This is a genomic window from Thalassospira sp. A40-3 (genome assembly GCF_015871485.1).
GTDB lineage: Bacteria > Pseudomonadota > Alphaproteobacteria > Rhodospirillales > Thalassospiraceae > Thalassospira > Thalassospira tepidiphila.
Window position 1 is genome coordinate 3,664,553 of sequence record NZ_CP065428.1, and the last position, 22,659, is coordinate 3,687,211.

At 56.2% G+C, this 22,659-nt stretch carries 18 protein-coding genes; 5 read left to right on the plus strand and 13 right to left on the minus strand.

Going from position 1 to position 22,659, the window contains the following annotated elements; genetic code table 11:
- Positions 1-293 precede the first annotated feature (293 nt).
- A complete protein-coding gene (locus tag IT893_RS16830; RefSeq protein WP_063088525.1) occupies positions 294-1,256 on the minus strand; it encodes a calcium/sodium antiporter in 963 nt (320 codons plus the stop codon).
- Between the two features lie 266 nt (positions 1,257-1,522).
- Between IT893_RS16830 and IT893_RS16835 the strand changes: the two genes are divergently transcribed.
- A complete protein-coding gene (locus IT893_RS16835; protein WP_197146064.1) occupies positions 1,523-3,271 on the plus strand; it encodes a cation:proton antiporter in 1,749 nt (582 codons plus the stop codon).
- An 81-nt stretch (positions 3,272-3,352) separates the two neighbouring features.
- Here IT893_RS16835 and phoB read toward each other — a convergent pair whose 3' ends face one another.
- From phoB to IT893_RS16865, 6 genes are all read right to left on the minus strand, one after another.
- Positions 3,353-4,051 carry a phosphate regulon transcriptional regulator PhoB gene (gene phoB, locus IT893_RS16840; RefSeq protein WP_008888332.1) on the minus strand — a complete coding sequence of 233 codons (699 nt, stop codon included), beginning with the start codon at positions 4,049-4,051 and terminating at the stop codon, positions 3,353-3,355.
- A 17-nt stretch (positions 4,052-4,068) separates the two neighbouring features.
- Entirely contained in the window at positions 4,069-4,791 is a 723-nt protein-coding gene (phoU, locus tag IT893_RS16845) for a phosphate signaling complex protein PhoU (RefSeq protein WP_008888333.1), read from the minus strand.
- A gap of 22 nt (positions 4,792-4,813) precedes the next feature.
- Positions 4,814-5,617, minus strand: a complete 804-nt coding sequence (pstB, locus tag IT893_RS16850; protein WP_008888334.1) for a phosphate ABC transporter ATP-binding protein PstB — start codon at positions 5,615-5,617, stop codon at positions 4,814-4,816.
- Position 5,618: 1 nt separating this feature from the next.
- Entirely contained in the window at positions 5,619-6,968 is a 1,350-nt protein-coding gene (gene pstA / locus IT893_RS16855) for a phosphate ABC transporter permease PstA (protein ID WP_197146065.1), read from the minus strand.
- Positions 6,961-8,340 carry a phosphate ABC transporter permease subunit PstC gene (pstC, locus tag IT893_RS16860; RefSeq protein ID WP_197146066.1) on the minus strand — a complete coding sequence of 460 codons (1,380 nt, stop codon included), beginning with the start codon at positions 8,338-8,340 and terminating at the stop codon, positions 6,961-6,963. The genes pstA and pstC overlap by 8 nt, the downstream gene beginning before the upstream one ends.
- 135 nt (positions 8,341-8,475) lie before the next feature.
- Positions 8,476-9,510, minus strand: a complete 1,035-nt coding sequence (locus tag IT893_RS16865) for a PstS family phosphate ABC transporter substrate-binding protein (protein ID WP_197146067.1) — start codon at positions 9,508-9,510, stop codon at positions 8,476-8,478.
- Positions 9,511-9,920: 410 nt separating this feature from the next.
- Between IT893_RS16865 and IT893_RS16870 the strand changes: the two genes are divergently transcribed.
- The gene (locus IT893_RS16870; protein ID WP_008888338.1) at positions 9,921-10,220 is read left to right on the plus strand and encodes a hypothetical protein; all 300 of its coding nucleotides are present in this window, start codon (positions 9,921-9,923) and stop codon (positions 10,218-10,220) included.
- Positions 10,221-10,312: 92 nt separating this feature from the next.
- Here IT893_RS16870 and glcF read toward each other — a convergent pair whose 3' ends face one another.
- From glcF to IT893_RS16890, 4 genes are all read right to left on the minus strand, one after another.
- Complete coding sequence (gene glcF, locus IT893_RS16875; RefSeq protein WP_197146068.1) at positions 10,313-11,638, minus strand: glycolate oxidase subunit GlcF; 1,326 nt, start codon at positions 11,636-11,638, stop codon at positions 10,313-10,315.
- Entirely contained in the window at positions 11,638-12,906 is a 1,269-nt protein-coding gene (glcE, locus tag IT893_RS16880; RefSeq protein WP_197146069.1) for a glycolate oxidase subunit GlcE, read from the minus strand. Before glcE ends, glcF begins: the two co-directional genes overlap by 1 nt.
- Positions 12,907-13,025: 119 nt before the next feature.
- Complete coding sequence (locus IT893_RS16885; protein ID WP_197147729.1) at positions 13,026-14,510, minus strand: FAD-linked oxidase C-terminal domain-containing protein; 1,485 nt, start codon at positions 14,508-14,510, stop codon at positions 13,026-13,028.
- Between the two features lie 16 nt (positions 14,511-14,526).
- Positions 14,527-17,997 (minus strand): pyruvate carboxylase, encoded by a 3,471-nt coding sequence (locus IT893_RS16890; RefSeq protein WP_197146070.1) that lies wholly within the window; start codon positions 17,995-17,997, stop codon positions 14,527-14,529.
- Positions 17,998-18,430: 433 nt separating this feature from the next.
- On the opposite strand from IT893_RS16890, the gene IT893_RS16895 reads away from it, so the two are divergent.
- The 3 genes from IT893_RS16895 to IT893_RS16905 all read left to right on the plus strand — a co-directional run bounded on the left by IT893_RS16895 (position 18,431) and on the right by IT893_RS16905 (position 21,464).
- Positions 18,431-19,834 (plus strand): cache domain-containing protein, encoded by a 1,404-nt coding sequence (locus IT893_RS16895; RefSeq protein ID WP_063088513.1) that lies wholly within the window; start codon positions 18,431-18,433, stop codon positions 19,832-19,834.
- Between the two features lie 49 nt (positions 19,835-19,883).
- Complete coding sequence (locus tag IT893_RS16900; protein WP_008888344.1) at positions 19,884-20,564, plus strand: response regulator transcription factor; 681 nt, start codon at positions 19,884-19,886, stop codon at positions 20,562-20,564.
- A 168-nt stretch (positions 20,565-20,732) separates the two neighbouring features.
- A complete protein-coding gene (locus IT893_RS16905; protein ID WP_063088512.1) occupies positions 20,733-21,464 on the plus strand; it encodes a Crp/Fnr family transcriptional regulator in 732 nt (243 codons plus the stop codon).
- A gap of 12 nt (positions 21,465-21,476) precedes the next feature.
- Here the strand turns inward: IT893_RS16905 and IT893_RS16910 are convergent, their stop codons facing one another.
- Both IT893_RS16910 and IT893_RS16915 read right to left on the minus strand, forming a co-directional pair.
- Entirely contained in the window at positions 21,477-22,214 is a 738-nt protein-coding gene (locus IT893_RS16910) for a hypothetical protein (protein WP_063088511.1), read from the minus strand.
- A gap of 84 nt (positions 22,215-22,298) precedes the next feature.
- On the minus strand, positions 22,299-22,658 hold the full coding sequence (locus tag IT893_RS16915) for a TraR/DksA family transcriptional regulator (protein WP_063088510.1): 360 nt from the start codon (positions 22,656-22,658) through the stop codon (positions 22,299-22,301).
- Between the last annotated feature and the right edge of the window lies 1 nt (position 22,659).

The window sequence follows — 22,659 nt, forward strand, 5'->3', positions numbered from 1 at the left end:
AGACGGCCCGCGAACTGATTGAACTGATTAAAGCATGTTGCATTTAATCTGCTCCATTTTGTTTGTTTTTGGCGTGTCGTTTGGCAAGGCACAGCGTGCAGAGCGATGCGGTGCATCGGTCAAACGGTGTAACGCCGCGAAACCTCGCCAAAAGCAAACCCTTCGGGCCGGGACAACCTTCCGCCCCGCAGCGTCAAGCTCCTTGCACGTAGCCCCGCTATGTACTGCGATCCTTTCCTCGCCGGACAGAAGGTTCTCTCCGGCAAAATGGGGCAGATTAGATGCAATATGCTTTATGCTACGACAAGTTGGAAGACATAGACCAGATAGGCAATCACGAATGCAACGCCGGTGATGCGCGAAATCTTGCGCATGGCATAGGCAACACCGAGCAAGCCCACGGTTACCGCCAGCATGATCCAGATATCGGAATTCATGATCTGTTCAGGCACCGGGATGGGGGCGATCAGCGATACACCGCCAATGATCACAAGCAGGTTCAGAAGGTTGGAGCCAAACACGTTGCCCAGCGCCACATCGGAATGCCCGCGGAAGGCGGCAACCACCGATGCGGCCAGTTCCGGAAGCGACGTGCCAAAGGCGACAAGAGTCAAGCCAATCACGGCTTCGGATACGCCGAACTGTCGGGCAACCGAAACCCCGCCTTCGACCAGCCATTCGGCGCCAAACATCAGCGCCACAATCCCGATGACAGTGGCGATGATCGGCCTGGTCCAGCCTTTGGGCTTTTCGCCGACTTCGTCGACTTCTTCTTCGTGAAGGTGGCTGGCTTCGCTCGGTGAATTTTTGTCGTGCTGATAGGTGAAGTACCAGATGGCCGCCAACACACAAAGCATCACCGCCCCGGCCCAGCGTTCAATCACGCCAAACATGCAAAAGGCAATAAACAGGACCGTGCCCAGCAACATGGTGCCGCCATCACGGACCACAGTGACCCGCGAGGCCGCTACGGGTTTGAGCAAGGCAACGGCACCCAAAATAAGCAGGATATTGGCAATGTTGGAGCCAACAACGTTGCCCATGGCGATATCAGCCGTGCCCTTGAGCGACGCATTGAGCGAGACGACAAATTCCGGTGCCGATGTCCCGGCGGCGACAATCGTCAGACCGACAATCACCTTGGAAACGCCCAGCAAAAGTGCAAGACCAACCGCCCCCCTTACGATGAATTCACCACCTGCTGTCAGCAATACAAGGCCCGCGATGATCTGAAGATAGGGGATTAGCTGTTCCAAAATATCTGCTCGTTTCAAAAGCGATTAAACCGGCCCGTTGTCAGGCCCGCGGAAGATGGCATTTGGCAGCGCGAATGGCAAGTCATCAGGCGGTGACAATCCACACAGCACCTGATCACATGATTCCTCGGTGAATTTCGCCAATGCCGCAAATTTACCCACGACTGGCAGGGTTATTTTCGTTATCGTTGTAATCTCGTTATTTTCAGGCATTTAGGTCCTGATACCCATTGATTATTTGACCGCCTTCCGGAACGAATTTCGCCATGCATCACAGCGTCCTGTTTGAGCTGTTTCTTATTCTGACTGCCGCGATCATTGCGGTGCCGATTGCGCACAAGCTGCGTGCGAATTCGATCATCGGCTTTCTGATTGGCGGGTTCTTTATCGGGCCGTTCGGCTTTGGCCTGATTTCCGAACGCGAAGACATTTCCACCGTTGCCGAACTGGGCGTGGTTTTCCTGCTGTTCATGATCGGGCTGGAGCTTTCGCGTGATCGTTTGCGCGTGATTGGTGGGCGGTTTGCCGGTCTGGGCGTTTTGCAAATCCTGGTATCGATGGCAGCCCTTCTGGGGCTTCTGGTTGTCATGGAATTCCCGCTGCCGACGGCCCTGGTGATTGCCGGTGCGCTTGCGCTTTCATCGACCGCGATCATCCTCAAACAGCTTTCCGATGACAAGCAGCTCAATACCCGGTTTGGCCGTGCGGCCCTTGCCATTTTGTTATTGCAGGACGTGGCGGTTGGTCCGTTCCTGATCATGGTTCAGGCCGCAGGTGATGCTGGCACGGAAACCAGCCCGTGGATGAGCATCCTGCTTGGTTTCGGGTCGGTCGCGTTGTTGTTACTGGTCGGGCGCTATGTGTTGCCGCGGCTGTTTCGCTATATCGCATCGCTCAAGAACCCGGAACTGTTTGCCATCGGCACGCTGTTTGTTGTGCTAGCCGCCAGCACATTGACCGAGGTTTCCGGGCTTTCGATGGCGCTGGGTGCGTTTATCGCCGGGGTGATGTTGGCCGAAACCGAGTTCCGTCATCAGATCGAAGCCGATATTTCACCGTTCCGCGGCGTGTTCCTGTCGCTGTTCTTTATGTCGGTGGGCATGTCGGTTGATGCCGACGTTGTTTATAACGAATTTGGCACCATCGTGATGTGGCTGGTGCTGTTGCTGGTGATCAAGACGGCGGTTTTGTTCGTTCTGGCGCGCGCGATCCGGTTTGAAACCGGCCTTGCCATCCGGGTGGCGATGAGCCTTGCCGCCGGGGGTGAATTTGCCTTTGTGATGTTTGCCCTGGCCGCCCAGAACGGTGCGGTGCCGCTTGAAATGGCCGCCATGCTGATCCCGGTGGTGGCGATTTCGATGGCGCTGACCCCGACGCTGATCAGCCTTGGTCACAAGATCGAGGAAAAGCTTCATCCCAAGGAAGAAGACCAGCTTGGCAAGATTGCCGAAGAATCCGAGGGCATTCACCAGCATGTTCTGGTGATCGGAAGCGGCCGCGTTGGCCGGGTTCTGGCCCGGTTGCTCAAGACACGCAACATTCCGTTCCTGGTGCTGGATAGTGACGCACAGCAGGTTTCACGCGGGCGGGCAGAAGGCCTTCCGGTTTACTTTGCCGACGGGTCCCGCCCGGAAACTTTCCGGGCCGCGCACACGGATGAGGCAAAAATTGCGGTTGTTGCCATGGGGAACCCGCATGCGACCGAGAAGACGGTCGCCCTTTTGCGCCAGCATTACCCGCATCTGAAGATCTTTGCCCGTGCGCAGGACATCACCCATATCGGGCCGCTGTCGCGCCACGGGGCGGATGCGGCCATTCCGGAGGTTCTCGAAACCGGGTTGCGGTTATCTGATCACGTTTTGGCCGCCTGTGATGTGCCGCAGGAAGATATTGATGCCGAAATCGCCAAATTCCGCCGTGCAGACATGCTGTTGATGAACGAACTGGCGCCGCGCCCGCAGCGCAAACCGTCAGGATCGGAGAATGCCGACAAACCGGCGAAGAAAGAAACCTGAAGACGTTACGGCCTTAAAACAAAAACCCCCGCAGCAAATCGCTGCGGGGGTTTTTTTAATTGGATCAGGCTCTAAACCGGCTTAGGCGGCGGTTTCAGAGTCCAGCGCATAGCCCGCGGCACGGACGGTGCGGATGATATCGCGCGTGCCCTTGACGTCATTGAGCGCCTTGCGCAGGCGACGGATATGAACGTCGACGGTGCGGGTTTCGACATAGATGTTCGGGCCCCAAACCGCGTTAAGCAACTGTTCGCGCGAGAAAACCCGCCCCGGATGTTCGAGGAAATAGCGCAGCAGACGGAACTCGGTCGGGCCAAGATGGATCGATTTTCCATTGCGGCTGACCCGGTGGGCGGCGAGATCCATTTCGATGTCGGAATAGATCAACTGCCCTTGTGGTTGCGCCGGACCGGACCGGCGCAAAAGCGCGCGGATACGGGCGAGCAGCTCGCCAATGGCAAATGGCTTGGTGACATAGTCATCAGCCCCGGTATCCAGACCGCGGATGCGGTCGCCCTCTTCACCGCGCGCAGTGACCATGATCACCGGCAAATCGCGGCTTTCAGGCTTGCGGCGGATCTGACGGCAGACCTCGATCCCCGACATTACCGGCAGCATCCAGTCGAGCAAAACCAGATCGACATGGGTTTCAGCCAGAATTTTCAACGCTTCGTCACCGTCACCGGCTTCGACAACCTGCATCCCCTCGCGTTCGAGGTTGTAGCGCAACATGGTTACGATTGCTGCCTCGTCCTCGACGATAAGAACCGTTGGGTCCATCTTCCTATGCTCCCGTGTCAGTCATTCGGTTCGACAACAGCGAAGTTCGCTGCGTCGTTTTTTGGCCGGTCAATCCCCGGCAGGTCTTCGCCCTTGATCCGGTAATAGATCGTTTCGGCGATATTGGTTGCGTGATCACCGATACGTTCGATGTTCTTGGCAATGAACAACAGATGGGTCGATGCGGTAATGTTGCGCGGATCTTCCATCATGTAGGTCAGCAATTCGCGGAACAGCGAATTGTACATATCGTCGACTTCCTGATCGCGTTCCCAGACCCGGTGGGCCTTTTCGGCGTCGCTTTCGATATAGGCATCCAGGACATCCTTGATGATTTCCTGGGCCAGCTTGGCCATGTTCGGGATCGCCTGAACCGGGCGGATCGGCGGGATCTGGTTCAGCACCTGCGCGCGTTTGGCGATGTTTTTGGCAAGATCACCAATGCGTTCAAGATCGTTTGACAGCTTAAGGGCCGTCACCACCTGACGCAGGTCATCTGCCATCGGCTGACGCAGGGCCAGAAGACGCACGGCAAAGTCCTGGACTTCCTGTTCGAGTACATCGATGCGCTGATCGGACAGGATGACTTTCTCGGCCAGTTCGGAATCGCGTTTGACGATGGATCTGATCGAGGAAATAAGCTGGCTTTCGGCAAGCCCGCCCATTTGCGAAATGATGTTGTTCAGACGGGTCAGTTCCTCGTCGAACGAACTTACGATATGGGTATGTTCATCAGCCATTTATGCGTACTCCTGGCGTCGCTTAACCGAAGCGGCCGGTAATGTAACCCTTGGTGCGTTCGTCCTTCGGGTTGGTAAAGATCTGATCGGTTTCACCGACTTCAACCAGCTTTCCAAGGTGGAAGAACGCGGTGCGCTGCGACACACGGGCGGCCTGCTGCATGGAGTGGGTGACGATCACGATCGTGTAGTTCGAACGCAACTCGTCTATCAGTTCCTCGACCTTGGCGGTCGCAATCGGATCAAGGGCCGAGCACGGCTCATCCATCAGGATGACTTCCGGGCTGACGGCAACCGCGCGCGCAATGCAAAGGCGCTGCTGCTGACCACCGGAAAGACCGGTTGCCGGTGACTGCAGGCGATCTTTGACTTCTTTCAGAAGACCGGCACGTTCGAGCGAGGTCATGACGATTTCATCAAGTTCGTCACGCGAATTCACCAGACCATGAATACGCGGGCCATAGGCCACGTTGTCATAGATCGATTTCGGGAACGGGTTCGGTTTCTGGAACACCATGCCGATGCGCGCGCGCAACTGAACCACGTCGATCCGCTTGTCATAGATGTCGCGACCATCCAGGGTAACGTCACCTTTGATCGTCACACCGTCAATGGTGTCATTCATCCGGTTCAGGCACCGCAGGAAGGTGGATTTACCACAGCCCGACGGACCAATCAGTGCGGTTACCTGCTGTTCGGGGATATCAAGGTTGACCTCATAGAGGGCCTGATTGTCGCTATAGAAAAGATCGAGCTTGCGCGCGGTCATTTTCGGGTTTTCGACCGACGGCTCCGCCGTCATTGCGCTCTGGGATACAGCAGCCATTTTACCACTTCCGTTCAAATTTTTTGCGCAGATACACAGCCAGTCCATTCATCAGGACAAGGAAGGCCAGCAACACCATAATCGCTGCCGAGGTTTTCTCGACAAAGGCACGTTCCGGGCTGTCTGCCCACAGATAGATCTGGACCGGCAGAACCGTTGCCGGGTCAAGCGCCCCGCCCGGAATATCAACAATAAAGGCCACCATCCCGATCATCAGAAGCGGTGCAGTTTCCCCCAATGCCTGTGCCATACCAATGATCGTGCCGGTCAGAATGCCCGGCATGGCGAGCGGCAAGACATGGTGGGTCACGGTCTGAACCGGTGATGCGCCAAGGCCAAGAGCGGCCTGACGGATCGATGGCGGCACCGCCTTGATCGCCGCACGCGATGCGATGATGATCGTCGGCAAAGTCATCAGCGCCAGCGTCAAACCACCGACAACCGGGGCCGAGCGCGGCAAATGCATGACATTGAGATAGACCTCAAGCCCCAGCAGACCAAACACGATGGATGGAACCGCGGCCAGGTTGTTGATATTAACCTCGACAATCTGGGTGAAGCGGTTCTTGGGCGCGAATTCTTCAAGATAGACCGCGGCCAGAACGCCAATCGGGAAGGACAATGCCAGGGTCACAAGCAGGGTATAGAACGAGCCGACAGCCGCGCCCCAGATACCGGCAAGTTCCGGTTCGCGGGAATCGCCACTGGTAAAGAAGCGGGTGTGGAACTGTTTTTCCACCGCACCGTCAGCAACCAGTTCGTTATACCAAGCGACTTCCTTGTCATTGAGGCGACGGTCGCCTTCGTCAACGGTGGGATCGATATAGCCCTTGTTGAGCATGTCGAAATCATCACCCGAGATCAGCCAGATGGTGCGCGTTTGGCCAATCAGGCTCGGATTTTCGAGAACCCGTTCGCGCAGATCATAAGATGCGCCGCCTGAAACGATGCCATAGAGATCACGCTTGTCACTGCGCGAGGTCACATCCGGGAACCGATCACGCAGCGCCTGTTTGATCAGAGCATCAAAGTTCGCGCGCCCGATCACGTCGGGATCGCCGGTCCGTTCCGGATCGATCACAGCCGGATCAAAGGTCACTTCGAGCTGAACATAGGTCTGGTAAAAGGCGCTGTAGCCTTTAGAGCCGATGGAAAGTGCCAGCGTGCAAAGCGCCAGCAGCGCCAAACAGATCGCAACCAGACCATAGCTTTTAAAGCGGCGTTCGGCCGCGTAACGTTTCTTGATGTTACGGGCGATTTTCGGGCTGTCCCAGTCAACCGGCTTGCGCAGATTGTCAGAGATCACTTTGGCCGCAGCTCTGTCTTCCATAAGAGATGCCATATCAGTCATATTTCTCGCGATACTTCTGAACAACCTTAAGGGCAAATACGTTCAGCCCCAAGGTGACAAGGAAAAGAACCAGCCCCAACGCGAAGGCCGAGAGGGTTTTTGCACTGTCGAACTCCTGGTCGCCGACCAGAAGCGTCACGATCTGCACGGTAACAGTGGTCACCGCCTGAAGCGGGTTCACCGTCATGTTCGCGGCAAGACCAGCGGCCATCACAACAATCATGGTTTCACCAATCGCCCGCGAAACGGCCAACAGAACCGCCCCGACAATACCGGGCAAGGCGGCCGGGAAAATCACCTGCCGGATGGTTTCCGATTTGGTCGCCCCCAATGCATAGGACCCGTCACGCAGCGATTTCGGCACCTGCGACATCACGTCATCAGACAGCGAGGACACAAACGGAATGATCATGATGCCCATGACAAGACCGGCGGCCAGCGCACTTTCCGAACTGACATCGAGGCCGAGCATCGCGCCATTGTCGCGCAAGAACGGTGCCACGGTGAGCGCGGCAAAGAAGCCATAGACAACCGTTGGCACGCCCGCCAGAATTTCAAGTGCGGGTTTGGCAACAGCACGAAATTTAGGCGCGGCATATTCGCCCATATAAATGGCCGAAAACAGGCCGACCGGCACCGCGACACACATGGCAATCAGCGTAATCAGCAAGGTACCGACAAACAGCGGAATCATGCCAAACGCCCCCTCGGACGCCACCTGATCGGCACGGATCGCGGTTTGCGGGCTCCATTCCAGACCAAACAGGAAGTCGAGCGGGTTGATCTTGCTAAAGAAATGCAGGGTTTCGAACATCAGTGAAAACACGATGCCGACCGTTGAAAGGATCGCAATCGCCGAACAGACAATCATGATCGCGCGCGAGATGCGTTCAACATTGTTGCGCGCGCGCATATCCGCTTCAATCCGTCGATAGGACAGGACAAGACCGGCAAGCGCAACCGACAGCATGACAACCACCAGCGCCGCATTGGCGATGGTTTGCAAGTTGGCAAGTCTGCGCCCGGCATCAACAATTTCCGGCGACACGGTGAGATGTTCACCGCCACCGGCGGCGATCTGGGAAATGCTGTTGAGCGCCAGCGACAGACGACCGGAGTCACTAACTACTTCCTGCGGCAGGTCCGACACGATCAGGGCTTCAATCACCGAGCCCTGGAACATGTACCAGATCAAAAGCAAAAACAGCGCGGGAAGCCCGCACCATGCTGCTGTGTAAGCCCCGTAGTGAACCGGCAAGGAATGAAGATTGCTGTGCCGGCCACCAGAAAGGGCAACAGCCCGCTGGCGTCCGAAATAAAAGGACAGCGCGCAAAGTGCGGCAACCGCGAGCAACAGGAAAGACAGGGACATTATTTGAGATCCGTTCGCCAGATGAGCCTGCAAAGATCAGTTCGTGAGGCCAATAGGACAGAAACAATATAGAAATCAATACAAGAAACAAAGAAACCGGTGGCAGCATTTGCTGCCACCGGTTGAAAGATCGCGTTACATGCTCAGCGGCGAAAGGTTCATCGCAGCGTTACGAACAGCTTCACGCTCAGCAGCATCCATCGGGATCAGGCCACGGTCAGCAAGGTAACCTTCGTCACCCCAAGCTTTGTCAGCGGTGAATTCAGCAAGATATTCCTTGATGCCCGGAATGGTGCCAACGTGCGCGTTCTTCACGTAGAAGAAGAGCGAACGGGAAACCGGATAGTCACCAGCAGAGATTGCTTCGAAGGTCGGAGCAACGCCACCGATCAGCGAGCCCTGAAGCTTGTCGCCGTTCTGGTCGAGGAAGGAGAAGCCGAAGATGCCAAGTGCATCATGGTTGGCTTCGAGTTTCTGAACGATCAGGTTGTCGTTCTCGCCAGCTTCGACATAGGCACCGTCTTCACGAACGCCAGCGCAGACAGCTTTGTGCTGGTCTTTGTTGGTGTCTTTAAGAGCGGCGATTGCCGGGAACTCATCGCAAGCTTCTTCGAGTACCAGCTCGGTGAAGGCATCACGGGTACCGGAGGTCGGCGGCGGGCCGAGAACTTCGATTTTAACGTCCGGAAGGCTCGGATCGATTTCAGCCCAGGTGCTGTACGGGTTGTCGATCAGCGACTGGCCGTCTTTGGACGGAACGGTTTTTGCCAGAGCAAGGAAGATCTGCTCTTTGGTCAGGTCGAGCTGCGGCGCAGCGTTGGAGTTCGACAGAACGATACCGTCGTAACCAACTTTAACTTCGGTAACTTCCGAAATGCCGTTCTTCGCGCAAGTTTCAACTTCGGACTTCTTGATGCGACGCGAAGCGTTGGTGATGTCCGGATGCTGTTCGCCAACACCGGCGCAGAACAGCTTCAGACCACCGCCAGAACCGGTAGATTCGATAACCGGCGTTTTGAAGGAGGTGGTTTTACCGAATTCTTCTGCAACTGCGGTTGCGAACGGGAAGACGGTGGACGAACCAACGATACGAATCTGGTCGCGTGCTTCGGCAGCGCCAGCAAAGGCAACGCTCATAAGCGCCGCAACAGCAAGAGTCTTCTTCATCATAAATTCCCCAATGGTAGTTCCACTTCGGAACGGTGCAACGATCTGCGAGGCGGACTCTACCGCTGGGTGCTTACGGTATTGTGTCGCTTTTGTTAACGTTATGTGACAACGTATCAGAGCAGTAAAAACAGCCAATTATTACCAATACAATCAATAAGTTAGTATTTTACGATAACCATCCGAAAACGGTGATTTTTCACTTCAACATGGCAAAATCGCGATTGTTTGCGAAAGGCTGTAACAAAAACTGTCACATTTCGCCCAAAGGTGGCCTTGGGCGTTGGGGAATGGTGTGAATTGACGATAATTGCCAGCTAACCCTTTACATGACCCCGTTTCCAAGCAACTCTTGTGCGTAGGGACCAAAAAATGCCGCGCACAAATGTGCGCAGCCATAACAGGAGCACTTGATGAGCAACGCTGCACTCGACGAAATTCAGGAACTGATTCAGAAGCTGTCTGGCGAACTTGGAGACATGTCAGAGGCTGCGTCGCGCCATATTGATGATCTGCATGTTGCGGTCAATAACGTCGCATCGCACGTTCTGGCGATCGAGGCCGTTCTGTCACTGGTGGCCCAGAAGGTCGAGGTTGACGAAGCCGAAGCAATCAAGTGGATTCGTGACAAGACAGCGGCCTATGCCGAAGACAGCAGCGAAAGCTCTGCCGCAGAAGGCATTACAAAAAGCCTGCTTGGCAAGGAAGAGTAAGGCGCCCAGTCGCACGGACTTACGAAATCAAAAGGACGGCAGAGGTTATTCTCTGCCGTCCTTTTTGTTTTCTGATGCGGGTTTGAGAAAACCTAGCCTGCCAGTTCGGTCGCCGTCATCCGGCCCCGCAGTTTTTCCGGCACCGGTCCACCCGCCGCCCAATCAAGGAGCTGCACCGTGTGCAGAACTTTAAGATCGTCGGTTTCGATCTGGACCATGCAGCCGATATTCCCCGTCGCCACCAGATCGGGCTGGGTCGCGCGGATATTGCCGCGTTTGCGTTCCTGAAGCTGACCGGCGATTTCAGGCTGCAACAGGTTATAGACCCCGGCAGAACCACAGCACAGATGGCCTTCGGCGATTTCAGCCACTTCATACCCGGCCTGTTTGAGAAGATCACGGGGTGGTCGGGTGATCTTTTGACCGTGCTGCATCGAGCAGGCCGAATGATAGGCAACACGGGGATTCCCGTGATTGGCCCCGGCAAACACCGTGGCATCGATATCAAGGCCAGCCAGATATTCGGTAATGTCCTTGGCAAGACCGGACACCGTCGCGGCCCTTTCGGCATAGGCCGGATCATGGCGCAGCATATGGCCGTAATCCTTGATCGTGGTGCCACAGCCCGATGCGGTGATTGCGATGGCGTCAAGGCCTTCGCCCGCAGCCTCAGCCGTCCAGGCATCAATGTTGGCCTTGGCCTGCGCGTGGGATTGTTCTTCCTTGCCCATGTGATGGACAAGCGATCCGCAACAGCCAGCACCCTTGGCAACAACCACCTCGATCCCGAGCCGGGTGAGTAGACGAACCGTCGATTCGTTGATTTCGGTTTCAAGCACCTGCTGGGCACAGCCGATCAGGATGGCAACCCGGCCTTTGCGTTCGCCAACCGCCGGGATCACCTGTGGTTTATCGACCCAGCTTGGCGGATGCATCGGGCGTGCGCCCATCTTGACCATGCCCTTGAGCCGACCGGGCATCAGGCGCGCAAAGGGGCCGGCGAATTTCGCCCCGATCAATGACAGCCGGAACAGGGTCGGATTGGGCACAACAATCGATAGCAACTTGCGCAGCAAGCGATCACCTAGCGGGCGTTCATAGTTTTGTTCGATATGGGCGCGCGCATTGTCGATCAGGTGCATGTAATCAACACCAGAGGGACATGTGGTTGTACAGGAAAGACATGACAGGCAGCGATCAAGGTGTTTGACCACCTTTTCGGTTGCCGGTTTGTCATTTTCCAGCATGTCCTTGATCAGGTAAATGCGGCCACGCGGGCTGTCGAGTTCATCACCAAGGGTGACGAATGTCGGGCAGGTCGCAGTACAGAAACCACAATGCACGCATTTGCGCAGGATCTGTTCGCTTTCGGCAATCGCCGGATTTTCAAGTTGGGCAGCGGTGAAGTTGGTTTGCATTACGCGCCCTCCCCATTCAGTGACACTGGCGCAATCCGCCCCGGATTGAGAATCCCCTTGGGATCGAGGTTTTCCTTGATCCGGGCATTGATCCGGGCAAGTGCCGGGTCTTCGGGATGGAAGACCGGGGTGGCTTGACGGATTTCATCGGATGCGCGCACCAGATTGGCCTGCCCGCCGACATTGGCGACGATATCGCGGATCGTGCCCGCCATTGCATCAGGCGCACACGCCGCGTCAGATGCGGCAATCTGCAACCAGATCAGGCCACCGGCCCAATCCATCATCGCCCGACCACCGGTTTTTTCGATCAGTTGGGCACAGATATCCCCCCCGCTTGCCGGGGGCACCGATACCCGCCACAAAATGCTGCCGGTATTTTCCGATGCCACGAACGGCGCGACATTGGCGACGACCTTCCAGATGCTGTGGCTGTGACTTTCGGGGACTTCATGGCATTCGCCAAAACCGGCAAGCGCCCGGCACAGGGCATCGGCCCGCCATGCCACAGACGGCTTGGGACCTTCGACCCGCAGGGCCACAAGGCCACTGCCATATTCACCGGCCAGCGGCACATCAAGGTGCGGTGCATCTTCGGGGGCGATCCAGGCGGCGGCGGAGACCTCGTTTTCACTGCCCATGGCAAGGGTCATCGCCTTGCCCGCCGCACGCGGGTCGCTGCAGGCGACAATCACGGTGGCGGATGTTTCGTCATTTGGCATGACCTTAAGCGTTACGGTATGCATCACACCCAGCGTGCCAAAGGAGCCCGCCATCAGTTTTGACAGATCAAAGCCGGTGACGTTTTTCATCACCCGGCCGCCGGATTTAAAATCCTCTGCCCGGCCAGAAACGGCTTCGAACCCCAGAAGGTGATCGCGTGCGGCGCCCACCTTGATCCGGCGCGGTCCGGCAAGGTTGCAGGCGACCAGCCCGCCGATGGTTCCGGCATCCGGCCCACTTGATCCATCCAGCAGGGCCGGGAAGTTTCCGGGCTCAAAATGGAATTGCTGATTTTTCTCGGCCAATGCCACCTTGATATCGGCAATCGGCGTTCCGGCACGCGCAGAGATCACCAGTTCTTCGGGCTGATAAAACAAGATCCCCGACAGTTTGGAGCAATCAAGCACTGCATTGGTCCGAACAGAATGGCCAAAGGCGCGCTTGCTGCCCGATCCGATGATTTCAAGCGGGGTTTCTGATCCAAGCGCCCAACCAACCGCGTCACGCAGCTGATCTGGCGTGGTGGGGGAAAGTACGTCCACCATAACTCTCTCTTTTCCTCTCCTGAGCCTAATCAATCGGATTTGCGGGAGCCGATTGACCGACCTTTGTTTTATCGTGTTTGTTTGTTGTTTCGTTTGATCACGCCTTAAGGGGCAGGACCCTAGAAGCGCGGGATGTCCGGGAACTTGTCGGCCACCGCCTTGGCATGCAGGGTTTTGAGCTCCCCACAGCCATGCAAGGTCGGGAATACCTTGCCGGGGTTGAGCAACTGGTCCTCGTCAAAGGCCATCTTGATGCGTTCCTGATGCTTCATGTCATCGATTGAGAACATCTCGCCCATCAGGTCGCGCTTTTCGACACCGATGCCATGTTCACCCGACAGCACCCCGCCAACCGCGACACAAAGTCTAAGGATGTCAGCCCCGAATGCCTCGGCCTTTTCAAGGTCGCCCGCCTTGTTGGCATCAAACATGATCAGCGGATGCAAATTGCCATCGCCAGCATGGAAGACGTTGGCAACGCCCAGCCCGTGCTTTTTCGACAGGTCCTGCATGCCGGTCAGGACCTCGGACAGGCGACCGCGCGGGATGGTGCCATCCATGCACATATAATCGGGTGAAATACGGCCAATCGCCGGGAAGGCGTTTTTGCGACCCGACCAGAACAGCAGGCGTTCTTCCTCGTTTTCAGAAATGCGGGAATAGACCGCACCGCAATCCTTGGCGATTTTGCCAACCCGGTCGATCAGGTAATCGACTTCGACCTGCGGGCCATCAAGTTCGACCAGAAGAAGGGCTTCGACATCGAGCGGATAGCCGGCCTGAACAAATTCCTCGGTCGCCTTGATCGCCGGGGCATCCATCATTTCAAGACCGCCCGGAATGATCCCGGCGGCAATGATGGCGGCAACGCAATTGCCGCCTTCTTCGGATGAATTAAAGCCCAGCAATAGCGCGCGTGCGGTTTCGGGTTTGCGCAGGATACGCACCGTTACCTCGGTCACGATGCCAAGAAGGCCTTCCGACCCGGTGATGATGCCAAGCAAATCATAGCCCGCCTGATCAAGGCCCTTACCACCGACGCGCAGGATTTCACCTTCGATGGTGACCATTTCAACCCCCAACACATTGTTGGTGGTAAGCCCGTATTTCAGGCAATGCACCCCGCCGGAATTTTCGGCGATGTTGCCACCGATTGAGCACGCAATCTGGCTGCTTGGGTCCGGGGCGTAATAGAATCCCTTGTGTTCGACCGCGCGCGTGATGCCAAGGTTGGTGACACCGGGCTGCACGACGGCGGCCCGGTTGTCCCAGTCAATCTCAAGCACGCGATTGAATTTCATCATACTAATGGTAATCGCATCGGCCATCGGAAGTGCGCCACCGGACAAGCCGGTACCGGCACCGCGCGGAACGACACGGATTTTATTGGTATGACAATATTTCAGGATGGCTGCGACCTGGGCGGTATTTTCCGGCAGGACCACGATCATCGGCAATTGCCGATAGGCCATCAACCCATCGCATTCATAGGGCCTGAGCTGATCATCATCGACAATAACCCCGCCCGGTGACGGGATGATATCGCGCATGGCGGCGATAATGTCCTTGCGACGTGCAAGTGTGTGTTGATCAGGCTCAGGCATCCTAAGCATCGGTGGGTTACTCCGTTAATTCGACCAGCAGGTCCTTGGCTTCGACCTGTGTCCCGGCCGGGGCGTGGATTTTGGCCACGGTTCCATCCTTTTCGGCGTGAACCGCGGTTTCCATTTTCATGGCTTCGAGCGAGCACATCACATCACCCGACTTGATCTTCTGGCCTTCGGACACGTGGACTTCGACCACCAGACCCGGCATCGGTGCTGCGACATGCAGCTTGTTGCCATCTTCGGCCTTTGGTTTTGTCTTGCCCGTGCCCGCCAGTGTCTTGTCGGCGACCTTGACGGTGCGGGGCTGACCGTTGAGTTCAAAGAACACAGTACGGTTGCCCTCCTCGTCACCGGCCTCGGACGTGGTCAGATAGCGGATGACAAGGGTTTTGCCCTTTTCAAGATCGACCGAGATTTCATCGTTCTGGTTCATCCCGTAGAAGAAGACCGGGGTGGGCAGAACCGAAACATCGGCGTTGTGGCTGCGGTGTTCGGCGTAATCAAGGAACACCTTGGGATACATCACATAAGATGCAACCTCTGCGTCGGTGATATTGCTGCGATGGGTTTTCTTTTCGATTTCCTTGCGGGTCGCTTCGAAATCAATCGGCGGCAATGATTTGCCCGGACGATCCGTTAGCGCCTCGGCCCCCTTAAGCACCTTGCGTTGCAGGGCGGGCGGGAAGCCACCGACCGGCTGACCGATTTCGCCGCGGAAGAAGGAAATGACGCTGTCGGGGAAGGTAATGTCCTTTTTAGGATCAAGAACGTCTTCCTCAGACAAACCGGATGTCACCATCATGAGCGCCATATCGCCGACAACCTTGGAGCTTGGCGTTACCTTGACGACATCGCCAAACATCTTGTTGACCGCGGCATAGGCCTTGGACACTTCGGGCCAGCGATCCTCGATCCCGAGTGCGCGGGCCTGCTGGCGCAGGTTGGTGTACTGGCCACCCGGCATTTCGTGGACATAGACGTCCGAGGTGCCACTGCGGATATCGCTTTCGAAACCAGCGTAATAGCGACGGATTTGTTCCCAATAGGTCGAGATTTCCTTGAGCGCCTCGGTCTTGAGGCCCGGATCGCGCGGCTGGCCGATATAGTTATTGGCGATTGAGCCGAGGTTCGGCTGGGACGTCAGGCCCGACATCGAATCCATAGCCGCATCGACCGCATCAACACCGGCATCAATGGCGGCAATCACGGTGGCGGCCGAAATACCGCTGGTGTCGTGGGTATGGAAGTGGATCGGGATATTGACGGTGTCCTTCAACGCCGTGATCAGCTCGGTCGCAGCGGCCGGACGCAGGACACCCGCCATATCCTTGAGACCGAGAATATGGGCACCGGCGGATTCAAGTTCGCGGGCCATATTCACATAGTAATCAAGGTTATATTTCGGGCGGTCCTTGTCATAGATATCGCCGGTGTAACAGATGGTCGCTTCGCAAAGCTTATCGGTTTTAAGAACCGATTCCATCGCGACCTTCATGTTTTCAACCCAGTTGAGGCTATCAAACACCCGGAAGACATCCATGCCGTGTTCGGCCGCCTGCTTGACGAAGTAATCGACCGCATTATCGGGATAGTTGGTATAGCCAACCGCGTTTGAGGCCCGCAGCAACATCTGGGTCAGGATATTTGGCACGCGTTCGCGCAGTTTGACCAGACGATCCCACGGGTCTTCTTTCAAAAAGCGCATGGCAACGTCAAACGTCGCCCCGCCCCAGCATTCGATTGAAAACAGTTCCGGCAGGCCGTGCGCGTAATAAGGCGCAATTTCGAGCATGTCATAGGTGCGCATGCGGGTCGCCAGAAGCGATTGATGGGCATCACGCATGGTGGTGTCTGTCATCAGGACGCGTTCCTGATCCTTCATCCAGCGCGAGAAACCTTCCGGCCCCAACTGATCAAGCTTTTGCTTGGTCCCGGGGCGGATTTCGCCAAGATCAATTGATTTTGGCATCACCGGATCATGCAGATTGGTCGGGACAACACGGCCTTCGACTTCGGGGTTGCCATTGACCGCAACCTCGCCGATGAAGCGCAGCAGACGGGTGGCACGGTCGCGCCGGCGCACGAACTTGAACAGATCGGGCGTTTCATCAATAAACCGCGTGGTGTATTCCCCGGCGCGGAATTTCGGGTGATTGATCAGGTTTTCAAGGAAGGCCAGGTTGGTGGCAACCCCGCGAATACGGAATTCGCGAAGTGCGCGGTCCATGCGGTCCACCGCTTCACGCGGGGTGCTGCCCCATGCGGTGACCTTTTCAAGCATACTGTCATAAAACGGCGTGATCACCGCCCCGGAATAGGCCGTACCGCCATCCAGACGAATGCCAAAGCCGTTGGCCCCGCGATACACCTTGATGATCCCGTAATCGGGGACAAAGTTGTTTTCCGGGTTTTCGGTGGTGATGCGGCACTGAAGCGCATGATCGCGCAGCTTGATCTTGTCCTGCCAGGGGATACCGGTTTCGGACGGGAAACCGATGCGGCCACCCTGGGCGATCAGGATCTGTGCCTTGACCAGATCAAAGCCGGTGACACATTCGGTGACGGTGTGTTCGACCTGAATGCGCGGGTTGACCTCGATGAAATAGAACTTGGAGGTGTCGACATCCATGAGGAATTCGACCGTACCGGCATTGACGTAATTAGCCGCCTTGCCAAGGCGGATCGCCGCATCACAAATCTCGGCACGCTGATCATCATCGAGATAGGGTGCAGGTGCGCGTTCAACCACCTTCTGGTTGCGGCGCTGAACCGAACAGTCACGTTCATAAAGATGCACAAGGGTGCCGTGATTATCGCCAAGCAGCTGCACCTCGACATGGCGGGCGCGACGGATCAGTTTTTCAAAATAAACCTCGCCATTGCCAAAGGCGGCCTCGGCTTCGCGGCGTGCGGCCAGCACCTGACCCGACAGGTCCTTGCCATTTTCGATGACGCGCATGCCACGGCCACCGCCGCCCCAGCTGGCTTTGAGCATCAGCGGATAGCCGATTTTCTCGGCGATGCGGGTGACTTCTGCCATGTCTTCGGGAAGCGCGCTTGAGGCGGGCATGACCGGCACACCAGCACTTTCGGCCAGATTACGCGCAGAAACCTTGTTGCCCAAGGTGCGCATGACTTCTGAATCCGGGCCGATGAACTGAATGCCGGCCTCGGCACAGGCATCGGCGAATTCGGGATTTTCCGACAGGAAGCCATAACCGGGATGGATCGCATCGACATCGGCATCACGTGCCACACGCAGGATGTCTTCGATATCAAGATAGGCGCGAATGGGCTTGTTGCCCTTCCCCACCGTGTAGCTTTCATCCGCCTTGAAACGGTGAAGGGCGAAGCGGTCCTCGTCAGAGAAGATCGCAACTGTGCGAATGCCAAGTTCGTTGGCGGCTCGCAGAACACGAATCGCAATCTCGCCACGGTTGGCGACCAGAAGTTTACGGATACGCTTTGGTGCTGAACGCGTCATGGACACCGGGCTCCTACCACAATTTCCTGGCAGGAACGTGCCTGTGCGCGCCTGCCAAAACCAAGTGAAACGCCACGATATGGTCCCGGAATGCGTTGCGGTGCGGGATGCCTGCAACGCCATATCCATTGTGGCGATACGGGATGCCAGCACGCTGAGATCTTGTGCAATGCATCCAGAGCTTTTGGCGCCCGGTGGGCAGGCGACGGTTCTGGTATATGCGCATTGCCCTCTCCCTGTCAAAGCATGATCTCGTAAATTGGTATTACCAATTATTGGAAATCCCGACCAGTTTCTTTTCACCATGCGGAACAGCTCAGCCTGGCTTTCTCAATCAGGGCGATGGGAAAACCGCGATCTTTCAGCGACTTTTGGCGCGGATATGCTATTGTCCGCGATCAGAAAAACGGAAATTCCCGAAACGGTTACGCCCATGCCGAAGCTCAATCTTCGACTAAAGTTTTTGCTGCTCTCGATCCTGCCGCTGGTTCTGGCGGCGTCTGCGATCTCCTGGCTGGTGTTTGCCCAGGCCGAACGCCTTGCCGAGGCCGAGATCAGAACCTTTGAACGCAACATCCTTCAGGCCAGAAAGGACGAGCTGAAAAGCTATCTTGAACTGGCGATGAAATCGATCGACCACATCTATTCGGTGGCAAGCCCGCTGGATGCGGTGTCAAAAGAACGCGTCAAGGCCATCATCGAAGATCTGTCTTATGGCGAGGATGGATACTTCTTTATCTATGACCGCGATGGCACCGCCCTTGTCGATCCGCCGCAACCCTGGCGCCTTGGTCGGACCTATTGGAACCTGCGCGATATCAATGGCAACACAGTCATTCAGGGCCTGATTTTCAATGCGGAAAAGGGTGGCGATTTCATGCGCCACGTCTGGGAAAAGCCATCGACCGGGGAGCCGACCGAAAAGATCACCTATTCCCTGATGCTGGATAAATGGGACTGGATGATCGGTACGGGCATTTATATCGACGATATCGCCGAACAGGTCACCGAGATCGAGGCCGAGGTTTCCACCCATATCCGCGAAACCACGATGTCGATCATCGGGGTGACGATCCTTGCGGTGTTGCTGGTGGGCATATCGGGAACGGTTGTCACATTGTCCGAACGCAAACTTGCCGACTCAAAGCTTAAGGAACTGACACATAGGGTGGTTGATGTGCAGGAACAGGAACGCCTGCGCGTGTCGCGCGAACTGCATGACGGGATCAGTCAGATACTGGTTTCGGTCAAATATGCGGTTGAAACCGCGATTGCGCGCATCACCCAGAAACGCGACAACGCAATCGAACCCATGGAAAAGGCGGCCAATCGATTGCAGGACGCCATCCATGAAGTGCGGCGGATTTCGCGCGATTTGCGCCCGGCCGTGCTTGATGACCTTGGCCTGAAACCGGCCATCGAAAGCATGTGTGCCGAACTTCAGGACCGATCCGGTATCCTGATTGAGGTGAAATGCGACAATGTCGACGGGCAGCTTGATATCGACAAGAAGACAACGCTTTATCGCGTTTTGCAGGAGACGCTGACTAATATCGAACGCCATGCCGATGCGACGGTGGTGAAAATTTCGATCAAACGCGAAGGCAACAGCATCATCATGCGCATTGCCGATAACGGGGTCGGGTTTGAAACCAACCGCTATATCCGCAACCGCGATCCGCGGGCGGGCATTGGTTTGCGCAACATGCGCGAACGCATGGAATTCCATGGCGGCGGGCTTTCGGTGCGCTCCGAACCGGACGACGGGACAAAAATCACTGCATTTATTCCCGCCAACAGCCAGAATGCCCTACCCCATGACGCTATCAGCGGTTAATCTGATGACGCACAACCCGACAGTCACGCGACAGGAACTCGTTTGATCCATGACCAATGCCACCATTGCCAACGAAGTTTATTCCACCCATCGGCCATTGCGGATTTTGCTTTGCGACGATCACGCACTTGTCATGGATGGCATCCGATCGCGACTGGAATGCTTTGAACATATCAATATCGTTGGCGAGGCCGGCAACGGGGCCGAGGCATTGACCATGGCCGGTGACCTGCATCCTGATATCGTCCTGATGGACATTTCGATGCCGGTGATGAACGGGTTGGAAGCAGCCGAGAAATTCCGTGAAACCCTGCCCGATACCAAGGTTGTCATCCTGTCGATGCATGAAAACCCGGAATATCTGCGCACCGCCCAGCAGGCGGGTGCAAAGGGCTTTATCCTGAAAGATGTGTCATCCAATGACATGGTGCGTGCGATTGAAACCATTGCCAATGGCGGTGAGGCGTATAGTTCCACATTCGATCGCATCAGTGATGGCGAAGATAACAACAGCGATGGCGTGCCGCTGACATCGCGTGAACGCACGGTCTTGCGCCTGTTGGCCAAGGGGGCGAGCAACAAGCATGTTGCCCGTGAACTGGATATCAGTGTCCGCACCGTTGAAACCCACCGCCGCAACATCAAGCGCAAACTTGGTATCGACAGTTCGGCCGGTCTGGTGCGCTATGCCATTGAAAAGGGTCTGGTCACCCTTGATTCCAATAGCTGAAATCACGATCTGGATCACAGTTGTGCGCCGACCAGCATGACTTTGCTTTGATTTCACATTCTGGTACGGTACATTAGGTTCAGGATTGGATTGATTAAACTTTTCAATTCCGGCCGTATCCGGGTTTGATCGACCACCCTGATCAGCCCGACGTCATGGGTAGAGAGCGTGAACCATACAGCAAGCTACACATTCCGACCCGAACTTGCGCGGTGCCGCGAATGCGGTGTGCGGAAATTTGCCCTGTTCAACAACCTGACGGACGAGGATTTCAAACTTGTCCATATGCCGGTTGAAGACATCACCCTGCCCAAACGCAATACGCTTTATAATGCCGGTGATCAGGCGCAATCGATCTATACCCTCCGCTCTGGCCTGATCAAACTTGTCCATTACCTGCCAGATGGCAATCAGCGGGTGGTGCGCCTTGTCAAACCCGGCGGCACCATCGGGCTTGAGTCGCTGGTCAGCGAGTGTTTCACCCATCATGCCGAGGCCCTTCAGGACAGCAAGCTGTGCCGCATTCCGATTGCGGTGATTGAAAGGCTTGATAATGAAAGCCCGCGCTTGCACAAGCAGGTGCTTAATCGCTGGCATCAGGCGGTGATGGAATCCGATAACTGGCTGACCCAGATGTCGACCGGTACGGCGCGCGAACGGGTTGCCCGGCTTTGCCTGTTTTTACATGATGACGTGACCGAGACCTGCACCGTTCCGGGCCGCGAAGATATTGGCGCGATGCTTGGCATTACCACCGAAACGGCCAGCCGGATCATCGCCGATTTCAGACGTCACGACCTGCTGGAATTCAAATCACGCAATGTCTTCAAACTTGATCTTGTGGGACTGCGCGACGTTGCGGGAATGGACGCCGCGGATGACGGCAATTACGCCGACTGATCCCCGATAACCCTATCTGGCGGCATCCTGCAAGACAGTCTGAAAGGCCGAGTTTGGCCCACAGGCCAGTGACAGCTTTTCATATTCCTGCGGCGTATCGATCCGTTTGTGTTTTTCCGCACTCCGCCTGCGAATATCGTTCAGCCGTCTTTTGAAATCCCGGCCATATTCCGAAATCAGCCGCCGCATGGCGCGTTGTGCATTGTCCGCTGGCATCGGAAACATGGCACCAACCTGTCTGACCACATCATTGACCAGATCATCGAGGGCGGCACGAATGTCGGCCTCCATGCCCTGATTGATCTTCACATGTTCGCCTTCGTGGGCATAAACCACATCATATTCGCAAGTGCCGCGTTCAAGCTCGGACGCGATATAGACCAAGTGTTTGACGACATCGACCTTGGGATTGACCCGCACCGGATCAAGGCAATAACGGCCAAAGCCGACTTGGCGCGGTTCAAAACGCATATCGAACGATGCCTGAACTTCATATTCAGTCAATCCGGTTACCAGAAAACGCGGACTGCCGCCGGCACGGCTGTTAAGCCAGCGCACCGAGCGGTGCCGATCAAGCATCGGGTCCATGTGATTAAATTCAAGGAAGGCTTCGGGCGCGCTGATTGGCGCGCAGGTGCCTTGGGCACGGGCCAAATTGGGAAGAAACACCAGCGCAGCCAGAACGATCAAAAGCGCGCACAAGATGCGGCCTTTTCCGATCTGATCATTGCGTTGCCCGAAAGCTGGCAAACCGTTTCTCCTGAATTTAAAGAAAACGCTGCGCACAGAAACACCCGCACGCAGCGTTTGCGATATTCCCTTTACGCGCAACGATCAGACATGGCTCACATGATCAGCGCAATCGACGCAAAGCGGTGTGGTCGGATCGAATTCGAGGCGCTTGGCGGCAATCGGTTCACCGCAATTGTGGCAGTGACCGTATTGGTCGTCATCCATGCGCTTGAGGGTTTTTTCGATCTGCTCCAGCTCGACCACGCGGCGGCGTTCCTGTTCAAGATGCATTTCCTGATTTTGCAGGGCATCCATCCGCGACAGACGACCGACCGCCTGCTGATCCAGTTCGACCGGCTTGCGGTAGTCTTCCGAGTGGGTTGAATGTGCCAGAATCTCGGCGCGTCTTTCCTCCAGCCGGGAGCGCAATTTCGCAAGATCAATGTCTGTTCGATCCGTCATC